The organism is Bradyrhizobium campsiandrae, assembly GCF_014529705.1.
GTDB classification, from domain to species: Bacteria; Pseudomonadota; Alphaproteobacteria; order Rhizobiales; family Xanthobacteraceae; genus Bradyrhizobium; species Bradyrhizobium campsiandrae.
In genome coordinates, this window is sequence record NZ_JAANIH010000039.1 from 18,818 (window position 1) to 34,220 (window position 15,403).

The window sequence follows — 15,403 nt, forward strand, 5'->3', positions numbered from 1 at the left end:
GCGTCAGGCTCCTAGATACGCGGCGACGACGTCGGGATGCTGCTGCACCTCGGACGGCGAGCCCATCGCCAGCACCCGGCCGTAGTTCAGCGCGATGACGCGATCGGAGACGCGATTGACCAGCGACATGTCGTGCTCGACCATCAGCACGGTGACGCCGAGCTCGCTCTTCATGTCGCGGATCCAGAACGACATGTCGTCGGTCTCCTCGACATTGAGGCCGGAGGAAGGCTCGTCGAGCAGGATCAGCTTCGGCTCCGAGCACAGCGCACGCGCCAGCTCGATCACCTTGCGCACGCCGTAAGGAAGACCCGAGATCAGCTTGTCGCGATAGGGCTCGAGGTCGAGGAACTCGATGACCTGCTCGACCCGGCGTCGGTGCAGCTTCTCGTTGGCGCGTACGCTCGGTAGGAACAGCAACTCCTGCCAGAGCTGCGTGGTGGAATGCCGGTGACGCCCGACCAGCAGGTTGGACAGCACCGTCGCATTCTCGAACAGCTCGATGTTCTGGAAGGTGCGGGCGATGCCGAGTTTTGCGATGTCGTAGGGCGGCTGCTCGGTGATGTCCTGGTCCTCGAAGAAGATACGGCCCGAGGTCGGGCGGTAGATCCGCGAGATCAGGTTGAAGATCGAACTCTTGCCGGCGCCGTTGGGGCCGATGATCGAGAGGATCTCGCCCCTTTCGACCGCAAAGGACACCGCATCGACGGCCTTGAGGCCGCCAAAGTGCAAGGACAGGTTCTCGGCGCGGAAATAGGTCATCGGTTCCGCTCCGACTTCACGTAGATCTTCTGCCGCTTGAAGGTGGCGCGCTTGTAGAGCGGGAACAGCTGGAAGAAGAGCTTGATCTTCAGCCAGCGGCCGTAGAGGCCGAGCGGCTCGAACAGCACGAACAGGACGATGATGATGCCGTAGATCGCGCCCTTCAGCCCGTTGAGCGCGGCGAAGGCCGCCACTTTCGATTGGATATTGGCCGCGGTCGCAGCGCCTGCGCCGAACGTCGCGGCAATGCCGGCGATGATGCCGGGCATGTCGTCCTTGAGGTAGGTCAGGAACGGGTCGATCATCACGATGAAGATCGCGCCCAGCACGGCGCCGTGGAGGCTGAAGGTGCCGCCGATCAGGATCACGATGATGAACTCGATCGACAGCTGGAGCGTGAACATCTCCGGCGAGATGAAGGAGAGCTTGTGCGCGAACAGCACGCCGGCAAAGCCGGTGATCGCCGCCGAGATCGCGAACGACTTCACCTTGTAGAGCGCGACGTTGACGCCCATGCTGCGCGCGGCCGTCTCGGAATCGCGGATCGCGACGAAGGCACGGCCCGTCGGTGAGCGCAGCAGATTGAGCGTACCGACGATGGTCAGCACCAGCACCGCAAGGCAGAGGAAATAGAAGGTCGGGCTGTCGCGCGAGACCGTCACGCCGAGCAGTGACAGCGCCTTGACGCGCATGCCCTCATTGCCGTTGGTGACGCTCTCCCAGCGCGCCAGGATCTCCTCGACGATGAAGGCGAAGGAGATGGTGGCGATGACGAGGTAGATGCCCTGCAATCGCAGCGCGGGAAAGCCGACCAGCGCGCCGATGCAGCCGGTCAGCGCGCCAGCAGCGAGGAAATAGACCGGGAACGGCACATTGTACTTCTGCAGGTACGCGGCCGTGTAGGCGCCGATCGCAAGGAACGCGGCGTGTCCGAGCGAGGCCTGCCCGGTGAAGCCGGTCAGGATCAGCAGCGCCACACCCACGGTCGCGTAGATGCAGACGAAGACGAGCTGGCTCATCAGATAGCTGGAGAGCAGGTAAGGTGCGATCAGCAGCACCGCGAGCAGCAGACCATAGGAAACGACGTAGCCCGAATGCGGGAACAGCCTGATGTCGTCCTCATAGTCGGTCTTGAACAGGAAGCGCATGCGTTCAGACCTTCTTGCGGGCGTGAAGGCCGAACAGGCCCTCGGGCTTCAACAGCAGCACGACCAGCAGCACGATGTAGGGCGCGACGTCCTTCCAGCCCTCGGGCAGATAGAACCCGGCCATGCTTTCGATCACGCCGATCAACACGCCTCCGACGACCGCGCCGGGGATCGAGCCGAAGCCGCCGAGCACCGCGGCGGGAAACGCCTTGAGACCAAGCACGAGACCGACGTTGGAATGAATGAAGGTGATCGGCGCCAGCAGGACGCCGGCGCAGGTCGCGACCGCCGCGCTGATCGCCCAGACGATCGACACCACGCGCTTGACCGGAATCCCCATGTAGTAGGCCGCCAGCATGTTCTCCGAGCTGGCGCGCATCGCGGTGCCGAGCGTGGTCTTGTTGAAGAACAGCCAGAGCAGCGTGCACAGGATGATCGTCGCCGCGATCACCGAGAGCTTGTCATGGGCGAGCACCAGCGAGCCGACGCGCAGCACGCCCTGGCTGAACGGCGTCTCGATCTTGAAATCGTCGGTGCCCCAGATCATGCCGGCGACCGAGCGCAGGAAATAGCCGAGGCCGATGGTGGCCATGATAATGGAGAATTGCGGATAACCGAGGATCGGCCGCACCACGATCCGCTCCGCCAGCATGCCGAACAGCGCCATGGCGGCCACCGCGCCGGCAAAGCCGATCCAGTAGTTCAGACCCATCATGCCGATGAAGGTGAAGGCAAAGAAACCGCCCAGCATCATCAGATCGCCTTGCGCGAAATTGACGACCTCGGTGGCCTTGTAGACGAGCACGAAGCCGAGCGCGATCAGGCCGTAGACACAGCCGAGTGCAACACCGCTGACCAGCTGCTGAACGAAATCCAGCATCGCCGCGTCCTCCCGATACAACCAGCGGTTCTAACGACCGCCTTGCCGTATCTTGTGTCCAGCCGCTACGCAGTGGGTGCACCGCGCGCGGCATTTGTCCCGGCGCCAATTCAGCCTGAACCGCCAAGCGCTGTCAACAAACGGTGACTTTCAGGATGGCTTGCCTTTGGTCCAAGGTGGATGCCGGAATTTGCGGCAGCGCGATTCACCGTGCCGAAACGTCTTCCGGTCATGGTCGCGACCGATGCAAAACCAGATAGTGTGGCCGTCATGAAGCCGGACAGCTCGGCGCTGGAAGTCCGAGGGTTAACGAAGCGTTTTGACCGTTTGGCGGTCGATAATCTCGATCTCACCATCCATGCCGGCGAATTCTATGCGTTGGTCGGCCCCAATGGCGCAGGCAAGACAACCACTTTGCGCATGGTCGCAGGTCTGCTCAGGCCCGACGCGGGCCACGTCTCCATCTTCGGCATCGATGCGCTCCAAAACCCTGTGGCAGCCAAACAGGCGATGGCCTGGGTGTCCGACGAGCCCATGATCTATGACAAGCTCACCCCGCTCGAATATCTCGAATTCGTCGCCGGACTCTGGGGTATCGCGCCCGCCGTCTCGAAGCCGGTCGCCGAGGAACTCTTGACATCACTCGGGCTCGCGCCGCACCGGCACGAACGCTGCGAAGGCTTCTCCAAGGGCATGCGCCAGAAGGTCGCGCTCGCCGGCGCGCTGGTGCACGACCCCCGCCTCATCATCCTCGACGAACCGCTGACCGGCCTCGATGCCGTCTCGGCCCGTCATGTGAAGGGATTGCTGGGCGATCGCGTCCGCGCCGGCTGCACCGTCATCATGACGACACATATCCTCGAGGTCGCCGAGCGCATGTCCGACCGCATCGGCGTGATCGCCGCAGGCCGTCTCGTCGCCGAGGGCACGCTGACGGAGCTGCGCCAGCAGAACGGCCATGCCGACACCAGCCTGGAAGACCTCTTCATCGCCCTGGTGACGCTGCAGGACGCCGCATGATCTCGGCGACCGCGCTTTCGTGGTTTGCCCGTCACGAGCTCAGGCTCGCCTGGCGCGAATGGTTTGCCATGATGACCGGCGGCAGGCGCCAGCGCGCCCGCGCTGCCGTAATCGGCCTATTGTTCTTCGCCGCGCTCCTGCACGTGCCGGCCTGGGCGGTGATCGGCCGCTTCGCCGATCTGCAACTGCCGCTCGACAAATCCTCGCTGATCGTGATCTCGGCGACGATCTTTCTGGCCTGGACGCTCATGCTGTCGCAGGCAATCGAATCCGTCACGCGGGTGTTCTACGCGCGCGCCGATCTCGACCTCATCATGTCCTCGCCGGCAACGCTGGCCAATCTGTTCTCGGTACGCATCGCCGCCATCGCGCTCACCGTCACGGCGATGGCGCTGCTGTTTTCAACGCCCTTCATCGACGTGCTTGTCATCGGCGGCGGCGCGCGGTGGCTGGCAGCGTTCGGCGTGGTCGTCGCCATGGGGCTGTCGGCGGCGGCGATCGCGATTGCCGTCACCATTCTCCTGTTTCGCCTGATCGGCCCGGCGCGGACACGCTTCGTGGCCCAGATCCTGGCCGCGATCATCGGCGCGGGCTTCGTGATCGCGCTTCAGGTCGCGGCGATCATCTCCTACGGCACGCTGTCGCGCTTCACCATCCTGACCTCGGGTACCCTCGCCGCGCACGCACCCGATGTCGACAGCATCTGGTGGTGGCCGGCGCGGGCGGCCATGGGCGACAGCGAGGCGCTGCTGCTGCTCCTCGCGCTGGGGCTGGCGCTGCTCGGATGCGTCATGGCGATCTTCTCGGGCCGCTTCGCCGACACCGCGATCGATGCTGCCGCCTATGGCACATCCAGCCGCAAGCGCGCCAAGGAGCGTCCGTTCCGCGGCGGCTCGCGACAGCAGGCACTCCGCCGCAAGGAGTTCGTGCTGCTCTGTCGCGACCCCTGGCTGATCTCGCAAACGCTGATGCAGTTGCTCTATCTGGTGCCGCCGGCGCTGCTGCTATGGCGCAGTTTTGGCGACAGCTCCGCGGCACTGACGCTGATCACGCCCGTCATCGTGATGGCCGCAGGCCAGCTCGCCGGCGGGCTCGCCTGGCTGACGATCTCGGGCGAGGACGCCCCTGATCTGGTCGCGACCGCGCCGCTGACACCGTCCAGCGTCATCCGCGCCAAGATCGAGGTGGTGCTGATCGCGATCGCCGTGATTTTCAGCCCGCTGGTTGCGGCGCTGGTTTTCGCCTCGCCGTTCCAGGCCGCGATCACAGCCGCCACGATCATCATCAGTGCGACCTCCGCCACCGCGATCCAGCTCTGGTTCCGAGTCCAGGCCCGGCGCAGCCAATTCCGGCGCCGGCAGACCTCGTCCAGGCTCGCGACCTTCGCCGAAGCCTTCTCCTCGATCGGCTGGGCCGCGACCGCCGCGCTGCTGCTCACGTTGCCGACCGCCGGCATCGTCAGCGGCCTGATCACCGCGGGCCTGGTGGCGATGACCTGGAAGTTCAGCCCGAGACGTGGGTAAAAGTGCGACACTGACGCGCTGTTGATCGCATCCCGTTGGCGACCCGCTGCGTTGCACGCTAGACTTTCCCTGAAGATCATTGGGGACTGGATATGCGGCGATTCATTTCGGCGGCCTTTGCGCTGTTGAGCGCGTGTCTCTCGCCTGCCCTGGCCCAGCAGCCGCCCCAGCGCAGCGAATGCCTGGCAATGGCCAACGCTGCGCCTCGCATCACACCCGTCGCCTTCCGGCAAGCCGCTGCCGCGCCCGAGGTCGAGATCACCTATGCCGGCCACTCCACCTATTTCATCGACACGCCGGGCGGCGTGCGCATCGCGACCGACTATAGCGGCGCCTACCAGGTCGGCAGGCTGCCCGACGTCGTCACCATGAACCGGGCGCACAGCACCCATTATTCGCTCAATCCCGACAAGCGCATTCCCCACGTGCTGCATGGCTGGGGCGAGGACGGCAAGCCGGCGATCGTGTCGGAACGGATCGGCGACACCTTCATCCGCAACGTCACGACCGACATCCGCCGCTATTTCGGCGACGATTCCGGCGCCGACATGATCCGCGATGGCAACTCGATCTTCATCTTCGAGGTCGCTGGCCTCTGCATCGGACACCTCGGCCATCTCCACCACAAGCTGGACGACAGCCATTTCGCCCAGATCGGCCGGCTCGACATCGTGATGGTGCCGATCGACGGCACCTACACCATGTCGCTGGACGGCGTCTCGGAGATTACCAAGCGGCTGCGCGCCTCCGTGGTGCTGCCGATGCATCGCTTCGCCACCCCGCTCGACGAGTTCATGCAGCGCATCGGCAAGCAGTTCGAGATCGACCGCCGCACCGAGCACTCCTTGCGGATGTCGCGGGACACCCTGCCATCGACGCCGACGGTGATCATTCTCGACGGGGTCTGAGGATCGATCTGTCCCCGCGCAAGCCGTGAGGTCGAGCCGGTCACGTCGACCGATTGGCAGCTGGTGGTCGATGTACGGGCGACACGGCGGCAGAACTGACGCCCCCCTGCGCTCGCGACGGAGGGCGCGGTTGCGCAAGGCGCACTGCTGCGTGACGAGACGAGGTGCTAGGCTCCCGCCATAAAAAACATCAGGGAGCGAATTTCGATGGCTGCAAGCGGTCTGCCCGCAAACACCAGCGGGCTCTTCGTCGAACCGCGCGAGGACTGGCTCGCGCAACATCGGGAAGAGATCATCGATCCCTCCCGACCGATCGTCGATCCGCATCATCACCTCTGGAATCGCGGCCATCGCTATCTTATCGAGGAGATGGCAGCCGACATCGCCTCAGGGCACAACATCATCGCCACCGTCTATGTCGATTGCCGCTCGATGTACCGCGCGCACGGGCCAGAGGCGTTTCGGCCCGTCGGCGAGGTCGAGTTCGCCAATGGCGTGGCCGCGATGAGCGCGAGCGGCGGTTACGGCAAGGCTGCGATCTGCGCCGGCATCGTCAGCCATGTGAACCTGCTGCTCGGCGATGCGGCCAGGCCCGTGCTGGAGGCGGAGATTGCCGCCGGCAACGGCCGCTTCCGGGGTATCAGGCATTCCTCGGCCTGGGACGAAGATCCGATCGTTGCCGGCATGTATGCGACCCGGCCGAAGGGGCTGTTGCAGGATCCGACCTTCCGCAAGGGCTTTGCCTGCCTTGCGCCGCTTGGCCTCAGCTTCGATGCCTGGCTGTTTCATCCGCAGATCGGCGAGCTGACTGAACTCGCCCGCGCCTTCCCCGACACCAGGATCGTGCTCGACCATTGCGGCGGTCCGGCCGGGGTCGGCCGCTTCGCAGGACGGCGCGAAGAGGTGTTTGCGCAGTGGCGCGCCGCGATCCGGCAGATCGCGCGTTGCGAGAACGTCGTGGTGAAGCTCGGCGGGCTCGCGATGTGCCTGCTCGGCTACGACTTTCATCTGCGCGAAAGGCCGCCGTCATCCGAGGAACTCGCCGCAGCGTGGAAGCCTTATGTCGAAACCTGCATCGAAGCGTTCGGCGCGAAGCGGGCGATGTTCGAGAGCAATTTCCCGCCGGACAAGGGCCAGTGCAGCTACCAGGTGATCTTCAACGCCTTCAAACGCATCGCAGCACCGTTGAGCGAGGCGGAGAAAACTGCGCTGTTCTCGCAGACTGCGACCGAGTTCTACCGGCTCGAATTGCCGTCATGACGCAAAAGAGGGGCCGGGATGTTGGTCCCGCCCCCTCTCCCGTCGTGGCCGCTGGGAAGCGTCCTTGAAACTCGATCAATACTGTTAGCCGGCACCCATGAGGCTCGCGGGGCGGCGTTCGCCGGCCGACAGCAACATCCGCTTCAGCTTGTTGATGACGCGGACCATGAAGCCAATGACCGCCGGATTGGTCTTGCGGCAAAAGGCGATCTTCTTGACGTGGCCTTCGACATGCCATTTGGCATGCGCGCCGTCGCGGAAGAAGATGACGTCGCCAACGCCGTAGCGCTTCGGCTGAAGCCCGTCGCTTTCCAGTACGATCGATCCTTCCAGGATCATGATCGTCTCGTCGAAATCATAGTACCAGTTGAAGCGGCCTTCGGTGCAGGACCAAATGATGGTCGAGGACGTGCCGTCCGAGCTGGTCGAGAGGATGTGCGAACGCGAGACCGGGTTACCCTCGATGATCCAGGCCGGCTCGATCGGCCGCAGCTCCAGATCCACATTGCAACTACCGATTTCAATCAATGCCCGCGACATCTGCTTCCCCGAGAGGTATAATATAATTAACCGGGCTTAATCCCGGATTGTTTCGAAAGATGTTGGGAACGCTAGTAGCCGGTTTTTAATTCTTCCTTACGCAGGCCCCGACAATCAGCCGCAAGTTGCAGATGCGAAGCCGATAACGTCAGGATTTCCCTGCAAATTCGCGCACATGAACCCGTCTTTTCGGGGGTGCGACAAAGTGCGCGAGACGACCCAGAAGGAGCCCGATCGATGCCCCTGACCCCAGAGGTTCTGACAGCCGACAGCGAGGTCGTCGCCTGGCTCGGCGGTCTCGATGTCTCGTTCGCCGCGGACGACGAACCCTGGTTCACAATCGACGGCCTCGACAGCCCCCGGCAGGTCGGCAGCGACAGCTCGGGCGGCGCCTTCGTGCTGCTGCCGTCACAGGATGTGCTCTACGTCTCATCGGAAGGCCGGGCCGGGATCATCGCCGGGAGTTTTGACGCGTTCGTCCAGCTCGTCGTCGCCCGCCCCTATTGGCTCGACATCCTCAAATTCTCCGCCGGCGGCGATCTCGCGGAAATGCGGCGCGCGGCAGATGCGCTGGAAGCAACACTCGAGGACGAGGACGACGTCAACGAGGCGAGGGAGGAAATCCGCGCGCGCCTCGATCTGCCGGAGCCGGACGATCCGGTCGGCGCGCTCTACGACGCCGTCGCGGCGTCGGACGCCATCGTGCGGGCCACCGACGGCAGCCCGTTCACGACCCTGTTCAACCGTTTCAGCATCGACAACAACCCGACGCTGCGCAACGCGGCGGCGTGAGGCGCGAAGGGCCTACTTCGCCCACTCGCCCTTGCGGAACACCGGCACCTTGCTGCCGTCGGCCAGGATGCCGTCGATGTCGGTCTCGGCCGAGCCGATCATCCAGTCGATATGGATCAGGCTCTGGTTGCCGCCTTGCGCTGCAATCTGCTGCGGGGTGAGCTGCGCGCCGTTGATGAAGCACTTCGAATAGCACTGGCCGAGCGCGATGTGCGAGGCCGCGTTCTCGTCGAACAGCGTGTTGTAGAACAACAGCCCGCTCTGCGAGATCGGCGAAGAATGCGGCACCAGCGCCACTTCCCCGAGGCGACGTGCGCCCTCGTCGGTGTCCAGCACCTTGCTCAGCACCTCGGCGCCGCGGGAGGCCTTGGCATCGACGATCTTGCCGTCCTCGAAGCGCACCGCGATATTGTCGATCAGCGTGCCCTGGTACGACAGCGGCTTCGAGCTCACGACGTGGCCGTAGACCCGCCGGCAATGCGGCGTGGTGAAGACCTCTTCGGTCGGGATGTTGGCGTTGCAGCTGATGCCGTTCTTGGAGAGCGAGGCGCCGCCTTCCCATTCATGGCCGTCGGCAAGCCCGATGGTGAGGTCGGTGCCGGGACCCGAATATTGCAGCGCGCGGAAGCGCTGGCCGTTGAGCCAGTTGGTGCGCTCGCGCAGCACCGCATTGTGGCTGGCCCAATTGGCCGTGGCGTCCTCGCGATCGACGCGGGACGCCGCGAAGATCGCATCCGCGAGCTTGCCGACCGCGACCTCTTCGGGATCATCAGGGAAGACCTGCTTCGCCCAGGACGCGCTCGGATAAGCGATGATGTTCCAGTTGGTGTCGAAATTGACGATTTTCTCCAGCGCGGGCTGATAGGCCATCGAATTGGCCTTGCTGGCGCGCGCCACTTTCGAAGCATCTTCGCCGGAGAGCAGCATCGGGTTGTCGCCGACGATGGCAAGACGCGCGGTGTTGTCGGAGAACGCCTTCGCCATGCCCTCATAGAGCCAGCCGGCGGCACGATCGAAGCTGCTGTCGTGGCCATAGCGATAGCGCGCCAGCGTCATCTCCTCGTCGGAGAGGATGGGCGTCACGATGCCGGCACCGGCCTTGTAGGCGTGCACGGCGATACGCCGCACCAGCGGCAGCGCGATTGCGGGCGCCGTCAGGAGAAGATCCTGTCCCGGCCGCAAGCCCAGCCCCACCTTCACCGCCACCTCGGCCAGCCGGTCGAGTTTCACGGGATCGATGGGCGTGGAAGTATTGCGGTGATCGGTCATGCCGGGTCCTCTGCCGAAAGTCTGTTATTCAACATAAGTGTAACATCATGAGACACAAGTATGCGAGCGTCTTGCAGGACCTGAAAGATACGGAGTTTCACGCATCTTGGTTTTCAACGCGTTGCCGATTCAGCGCCCGACCGGCCAGTGACGGCGCATGGTGCAGGTCATTTTTCGGTGAAGTGAGGACATCGAACCCGGCACGACGAATTCTGGCCGCCGCATATGGCCGGAATGCAGCATCGGCATCCCATCACATCATCCTGTCAAAACTTTAATTCAGCGCACCTCGGCAGTTGCACTATCACTTTGCATGCGGCGCGCAGGGCCGCCGCATGACGAGGAGACCACAATGTTGAAATCGTTTCGCCTGGTCGCGGGAGCTTGTCTGCTGGCGAGCCTGTCGGCTGCGACATTGACCGCGGCATCGGCGGCGCCGCTCGGCCAGCCGCTCGCCATGGCGCAGGCGACGCCCGGTCAGGTCGAGCAGGTGCGCTGGTACGGACGTCGGGGCTGGGGCTGGGGTGGCGGCGCGTTCGTCGGCGGGCTCGCGGCCGGCGCGATCATCGGCGGCGCGGTTGCTGCGCCTTATTACTACGGTTCGCCTTACTATGACGGGCCGGCCTATCCACCGCCGCAAGCGGCCTACGGACCGCCGCCAGAAGGCGACATCCAGTACTGCATGCAGCGCTACAAATCCTACAATCCGAATACGGGCCTGTATCTCGGCAATGACGGCCGGCGCCATCCCTGCCCCTAACGCGATGGCCGCGGCGAGAGCGGCCGGCCTGGGCACTTGATCACGTTCTGCCGAAGCTTCATCCACCCTGTTCCCTCGCCGGGACAGGGTGGATTTGCGTCAACGCGTCGGCGTAGCCCCTATTCCCGCAGCATTTCGCCGCTGCCGCCGAACTCGGCGGGAAAATCCTTCAGCTTGGGCAGACCGTCGCGCATCGGCAGGACCGTCTCCGCGTAGTTGATGTGGACGCCAGGCGTGAATTTGAGCGTCGGAATCGTGGCGCTGAAGACATCCATCATCCCGAGCTCCGGATGACTGGACATGAGATGGCCGCCACATTTCCTGCAGAATTGTCGCTGGGTGCCCGGCGTCTTGGCGTAGGTCGCGATATGCTCGGCGCCCGCGGTCACACGCACGGCCTCGGGCTTCCACAGGCTGAACGCATTGACCGGACCGCCGGACCACGAGCGGCAGGACCGGCAGTGGCAATATCCCATCGCCTCCGGTTCCCCCGTGACCTCGATTGCGACCGCGCCGCAGAAACAATTCCCGACATGTGTCATCGTCATCTCCGTTTGTGAGTCTTTGTGAGTTGGCATTTCCCCCGTGCCTCGGTGCCGCATCCTCCTTTCGATGGACGCGGCGGAGGCACGCGAAGGTTACACCGATCTCCGCCAGGGAATAAGCATCGACACACGTTGTTTGTACTGCCGATATTCGTCGCCGAAGAGATCGACGAGATCATGCTCCTCCAGCGCGATGCCGACGAAGATGTAGGCCGTGGTCACGGCCGCGAACAGCAGATGGCCTGCGGTCATGGTCGGTGCCGCCCAGAAGGCGATGATGAAGCCGAGATAGATCGGATGGCGGACGAATTTGTAGAGCAGCGGGGTCCTGAATCGCGGCGGCGCGGCCTGCTTGCCGACGAGATGATTGGTCACCTGATGCAATCCGAACAACTCGAAATGATTGATGATGAAGGTCGAGGTGAACACCAGCACCCAGCCCGCGAGCGACAACGTGATCAACGTCACGGCAAGATCCGGGTTGGCAACGTTCCATATGACCGTGGGCAATGGACGCCACTGCCAGAACAGGAGGAGCAATGACAGGCTCGCGAACAGCACATAGGTCGAACGCTCGACCGGCTTGGGGATCAATTGCGTCCACCACGCCTTGAACCCCCGGCGCGCCATCACGCTGTGTTGAACGGCGAACAGCGTCATCAGCAGGAGATTGATGATCACGGCCTCAGTGGCCGGCGTGTTGGCCCCGGTGTCGATGGTCTTCGGCACCACGAGCCCCATCACGAATCCGATGGCGTAGACGATTGTAACGAAAAACACGAGATACGCAGCAATTCCGTAAAGAAAGGCGATGAGCTTGAACAGGCGCGAGCCCGCAGCCTCGGGATTGATCGAATGAATCTGATGATCGAGTTGGGTCATGGAAAGCTCCATTGTGCCGAAGCATCGGCACTGTCTGTCGCTGCACCATGCCGAACCGAAGGACGGAAGACTTTCGCAGACGATTGATTTTCGCCTGAGACGACTTTGATTTTCGCTTGAGACGACGGAAACGTGCGATTTATCTTCGAAAACAACGTGCTCGACGGGAACCTGCGCGAATTGACCTGCGCCGGGACGAGCGTGCCGCTGCAGCCGCAGGTGTTCGATCTGCTGCTCTACCTCGTCGCGGAGCGCGCCCGCGTCGTCAGCAAGAGCGATTTGATCAGCCGGATCTGGAGCGACCGCATCATCTCGGATTCAGCGCTGAACAGCCGGATCAATGCCGCACGCAAGGCGCTCGGCGACGACGGCGCGACGCAGAAGCTGATCAAGACGATCCCGCGCAAGGGCTTTCGCTTCGTCGGCGAGGTCCGGGAAGAAGCGGCAGCAAAGCCGGCGTCGACCGAAGCCGCGCCGGGGTCGGCGCGCGGCGCAACCAACCGGCCGGGCATTGCGGTGCTCGCCTTCGACAACATGAGCGGCGACCCGACCCAGGACTATTTCGGCGACGGAATCAGCGAGGACATCCTCACCGCCCTGTCGAAGCAGCGCTGGTTCGTCGTGATCGCCCGCAACTCGTCCTTCACCTACAAGGGACGCGCCGTCCACATCAAGCAGATCGCCGAGGAGCTCGGCGTCCGCTACATCGTCGAGGGCAGCGTCCGCAAGGTGGATAACCGCGTGCGCATCACCGCGCAGCTCAACGACGCCACCACCGGCGGCCATCTCTGGGCGGAGCGCTACGACCGCGAGCTCAACGACGTCTTCGCCGTGCAGGACGAGATCACCGAGCGGATCGTCGCGGCGATCGAACCGCAAATCCATGCAGCGGAAAATTTCCGCTGGACAGACGCGGACGTGCGGGATTGACCGCCGTCACGCACCCGACGCAAACGCGTCGAGCAGCGCGTTGAAGGCCTCCGGCCTCTCCCATTGCGTGGAGTGGCCGGCGCCCTCCACAACCTGAACCGCACCGCGCCACAAGGTCGGCGCGGCCAGGCGCTGGAGATAGCCGAGATCGACGATCTGCTCTTCCGCGCCCTGCACGATCGCGATCGGAATCTTCAGATTGCGCACGATCTCGGTTTCGTCGGCAAGGCCGCCGCTTTGCGCGACGGCGCCGAGGCATGCGCGCGCATTGCCGTCGGTCCTGCGGAAATCCTCCAGCACGAAAGCGGGGATCGGCGCGTAGCCGGGCGCAAAAGCCGTGTGCATCCATTCCTCGATCTGCGCCTCGGTCGGCGCGGCCGTGAAGGCTGTGGGCGACAGGTTCTTGAAGCCGGCAAAGCCCGCAGGCCCGCTGCCGATCGGCGGCGTCCCGAAGATCATCAGCCCGCCGCCATCGGCAGCGACGCCGCTGCATTCAGCACCGCATGGCCGCCGAGGCTCCAGCCGACCACGATGGCGCTCGCAAGATCGAGCGCGCGGGCAGCGGCCGCGATCGCCGCGGCATACCCATGGCCGGAATAATCGGTCTCCGGATGGGGCGCCGGCGACGAGGCGCCATGGCCGGGCAGGTCGATCGCGATCACGCGGTATTTGGCGCCAAGCGGCCCCTGCAACTGCTTCTGCCAGATTCGCGACGAGGAGGAATTGCCGTGGACCAGCAGGATCGGACGACCCGTGCCGGCGCTCTCATAGCCCGCGAGAGTCTGCGCGCCCAGTTGCAGCTGAAGGGGACGAAGCGCCGGACCGGGAAAGACCTGATCACTCATGCTGACTTGCTCTGGTTCTCGTTCATGATCGCGAACCAGTCTGGCACGCCGCGCAGGACGGCGCTACGGCCAAGCCGAGTTATGATCGCTTGCGGCGCAGATGGACGATGACATCGAGCCGCGCGATCTCGTGGCCGGGCAGTGCGTCCGGCACCTTGCTGAAGGGGAGGCCGCCGGCGAGGTCGACCAGCACATCCTCGTCCTCCAGATAGAAGTGCGGATGGACCGACGTGTCGGTATCGAAGAACGATTTGATGCCGTCAGCCGCGATCCGGCGCAGCAGGCCGGCTTCGGTGAACTGGTTCAGCGTGTTGTAGACGGTGGCGAGCGACAGTCGCAGATTGGCGGCCAGGGCCTCCTCGTACAGGCTCTCGGCGGTGACATGACGATGAGGGCCCAGCAGCAGCATTTTGCCGAGTGCCAGGCGGTGCCGCGTAGGCCGCAGGCCGGCATCGCCAAGCAACCGGGCGCAACGGGCCCCCGCTTCGTCCGCGGCTGTCGCAGCGAAATCGTCCAAATCCGCTTCGGGAAGGCTCGCGAGGATGTCCAATGCCAATCGTCTCCGCGCGCCTGTCGCTGCGCGTCCAGCAATCGGATCGCAAATGCATCGAACCCGCTTTGATCCGGATCAAATTTTCCGGCGCCCGCCTCTGACCTATCGCAAGGCGCAGCCGCTCGGTTCTGCCAAAATGTTGGCATACGACGAGGCCAGCATGTCAAAACCCATTCCCGACAGGGCGGAAATCGCGCTCGAATACCCTGACAAGTTCTACGCCGGCACCTTCGAGCATTCATCGCGGTTCGAGGCGCGGCTCGACGGCAGCGGCGTGGCGCTCATCCTCGAGCACCCCGGAGCCGAGGACGTGCGCAAGTCCGTGCATCTGCACCTCAATTTCGGGTTGCTCGCCGGCATTCTGCGCGAGCTCGCGGCGAGCGTTGCCGCGATCCCGAAGGACGACATCGCGCATCGCAAGCTGCTCGCCGACGCGGTCGACGAACTGCGACAGGCGCTGAAAGCCCCCTAGAGACGATCTGGCTTTGGTGTGGATTGGATTTTCCCCTCGCCGGAACCGACCAGTCGGTCTTTCAGAATCTCGAAACGACGCCTTGGCGCATTTGGCCGCAGGCGCGACTTTGGGCAGTTTCGAGCCCGGTCTCCTGCGCCTCGTCGAGCAGACCTGCGAACGGCCGCGAGCGCCCGTCGGTGACAGCACAATGATCAAGGAAAAACAGGACGGGCTGTACATTTTTTGTGCGGATACTGTCGAGACTTTCATCTTGCGGCGCGGAACGGGACCTGTGAGCCTCACCTCCGGATGGGGACTGGGATGGGCCGGCC

General features: G+C 63.9%; 17 protein-coding genes and 1 pseudogene. 8 read left to right on the forward strand and 10 right to left on the reverse strand.

Going from position 1 to position 15,403, the window contains the following annotated elements; genetic code table 11:
* Positions 1 to 3: 3 nt before the first annotated feature.
* From G8O24_RS26030 to G8O24_RS26040, 3 genes are read right to left on the reverse strand one after another with little or no spacing between them, the layout of a single operon-like run.
* The gene (locus G8O24_RS26030) at positions 4 to 762 is read right to left on the reverse strand and encodes an ABC transporter ATP-binding protein (RefSeq protein WP_188104364.1); all 759 of its coding nucleotides are present in this window, start codon (positions 760 to 762) and stop codon (positions 4 to 6) included.
* Positions 759 to 1,910, reverse strand: coding sequence for a branched-chain amino acid ABC transporter permease (locus G8O24_RS26035; RefSeq protein WP_188104366.1), 1,152 nt, complete (start codon positions 1,908 to 1,910; stop codon positions 759 to 761). Before G8O24_RS26035 ends, G8O24_RS26030 begins: the two co-directional genes overlap by 4 nt.
* A gap of 4 nt (positions 1,911 to 1,914) precedes the next feature.
* Positions 1,915 to 2,790 (reverse strand): branched-chain amino acid ABC transporter permease, encoded by an 876-nt coding sequence (locus G8O24_RS26040; protein WP_188104368.1) that lies wholly within the window; start codon positions 2,788 to 2,790, stop codon positions 1,915 to 1,917.
* A gap of 270 nt (positions 2,791 to 3,060) precedes the next feature.
* On the opposite strand from G8O24_RS26040, the gene G8O24_RS26045 reads away from it, so the two are divergent.
* From G8O24_RS26045 to G8O24_RS26060, 4 genes are all read left to right on the forward strand, one after another.
* Positions 3,061 to 3,810 (forward strand): ABC transporter ATP-binding protein, encoded by a 750-nt coding sequence (locus G8O24_RS26045; RefSeq protein WP_188104460.1) that lies wholly within the window; start codon positions 3,061 to 3,063, stop codon positions 3,808 to 3,810.
* Complete coding sequence (locus G8O24_RS26050) at positions 3,807 to 5,333, forward strand: permease (RefSeq protein WP_188104370.1); 1,527 nt, start codon at positions 3,807 to 3,809, stop codon at positions 5,331 to 5,333. Before G8O24_RS26045 ends, G8O24_RS26050 begins: the two co-directional genes overlap by 4 nt.
* Positions 5,334 to 5,425: 92 nt before the next feature.
* A complete protein-coding gene (locus tag G8O24_RS26055) occupies positions 5,426 to 6,241 on the forward strand; it encodes an MBL fold metallo-hydrolase (protein ID WP_188104372.1) in 816 nt (271 codons plus the stop codon).
* Between the two features lie 207 nt (positions 6,242 to 6,448).
* Positions 6,449 to 7,501, forward strand: a complete 1,053-nt coding sequence (locus G8O24_RS26060; protein ID WP_188104374.1) for an amidohydrolase family protein — start codon at positions 6,449 to 6,451, stop codon at positions 7,499 to 7,501.
* An 84-nt stretch (positions 7,502 to 7,585) separates the two neighbouring features.
* On the opposite strand, the gene G8O24_RS26065 is transcribed toward G8O24_RS26060, so the two are convergent.
* Positions 7,586 to 8,041 (reverse strand): cupin domain-containing protein, encoded by a 456-nt coding sequence (locus G8O24_RS26065; protein WP_188104376.1) that lies wholly within the window; start codon positions 8,039 to 8,041, stop codon positions 7,586 to 7,588.
* Positions 8,042 to 8,278: 237 nt separating this feature from the next.
* Here G8O24_RS26065 and G8O24_RS26070 point away from each other — a divergent pair, with 237 nt between their 5' ends.
* Entirely contained in the window at positions 8,279 to 8,833 is a 555-nt protein-coding gene (locus tag G8O24_RS26070) for a Clp protease/crotonase-like domain-containing protein (RefSeq protein WP_188104378.1), read from the forward strand.
* 12 nt (positions 8,834 to 8,845) lie between these two features.
* Here the strand turns inward: G8O24_RS26070 and G8O24_RS26075 are convergent, their stop codons facing one another.
* Positions 8,846 to 10,102: an aminopeptidase gene (locus tag G8O24_RS26075; protein ID WP_188104379.1), complete on the reverse strand. Its 1,257-nt coding sequence runs from the start codon at positions 10,100 to 10,102 to the stop codon at positions 8,846 to 8,848.
* A 352-nt stretch (positions 10,103 to 10,454) separates the two neighbouring features.
* On the opposite strand from G8O24_RS26075, the gene G8O24_RS26080 reads away from it, so the two are divergent.
* The gene (locus G8O24_RS26080; RefSeq protein WP_188104381.1) at positions 10,455 to 10,862 is read left to right on the forward strand and encodes a BA14K family protein; all 408 of its coding nucleotides are present in this window, start codon (positions 10,455 to 10,457) and stop codon (positions 10,860 to 10,862) included.
* A 119-nt stretch (positions 10,863 to 10,981) separates the two neighbouring features.
* Here the strand turns inward: G8O24_RS26080 and G8O24_RS26085 are convergent, their stop codons facing one another.
* Both G8O24_RS26085 and mddA read right to left on the reverse strand, forming a co-directional pair.
* Positions 10,982 to 11,404: a GFA family protein gene (locus G8O24_RS26085; protein WP_188104383.1), complete on the reverse strand. Its 423-nt coding sequence runs from the start codon at positions 11,402 to 11,404 to the stop codon at positions 10,982 to 10,984.
* Between the two features lie 96 nt (positions 11,405 to 11,500).
* Positions 11,501 to 12,289, reverse strand: a complete 789-nt coding sequence (mddA, locus tag G8O24_RS26090) for a methanethiol S-methyltransferase (RefSeq protein ID WP_188104385.1) — start codon at positions 12,287 to 12,289, stop codon at positions 11,501 to 11,503.
* Positions 12,290 to 12,421: 132 nt separating this feature from the next.
* On the opposite strand from mddA, the pseudogene G8O24_RS26095 reads away from it, so the two are divergent.
* Positions 12,422 to 13,192 (forward strand): annotated as a pseudogene (locus G8O24_RS26095) (winged helix-turn-helix domain-containing protein); the annotation flags it as partial.
* 33 nt (positions 13,193 to 13,225) lie between these two features.
* On the opposite strand, the gene G8O24_RS26100 reads toward G8O24_RS26095, so the two are convergent.
* The 3 genes from G8O24_RS26100 to irr all read right to left on the reverse strand — a co-directional run bounded on the left by G8O24_RS26100 (position 13,226) and on the right by irr (position 14,614).
* Positions 13,226 to 13,678 carry an alpha/beta fold hydrolase gene (locus G8O24_RS26100; RefSeq protein ID WP_188104387.1) on the reverse strand — a complete coding sequence of 151 codons (453 nt, stop codon included), beginning with the start codon at positions 13,676 to 13,678 and terminating at the stop codon, positions 13,226 to 13,228.
* The gene (locus G8O24_RS26105; RefSeq protein ID WP_188104389.1) at positions 13,678 to 14,064 is read right to left on the reverse strand and encodes an alpha/beta fold hydrolase; all 387 of its coding nucleotides are present in this window, start codon (positions 14,062 to 14,064) and stop codon (positions 13,678 to 13,680) included. Before G8O24_RS26105 ends, G8O24_RS26100 begins: the two co-directional genes overlap by 1 nt.
* Positions 14,065 to 14,143: 79 nt before the next feature.
* Positions 14,144 to 14,614, reverse strand: coding sequence for a Fur family transcriptional regulator Irr (gene irr, locus G8O24_RS26110; protein WP_188104391.1), 471 nt, complete (start codon positions 14,612 to 14,614; stop codon positions 14,144 to 14,146).
* Between the two features lie 163 nt (positions 14,615 to 14,777).
* On the opposite strand from irr, the gene G8O24_RS26115 reads away from it, so the two are divergent.
* On the forward strand, positions 14,778 to 15,089 hold the full coding sequence (locus G8O24_RS26115; RefSeq protein WP_188104393.1) for a hypothetical protein: 312 nt from the start codon (positions 14,778 to 14,780) through the stop codon (positions 15,087 to 15,089).
* Positions 15,090 to 15,403: the final 314 nt, after the last annotated feature.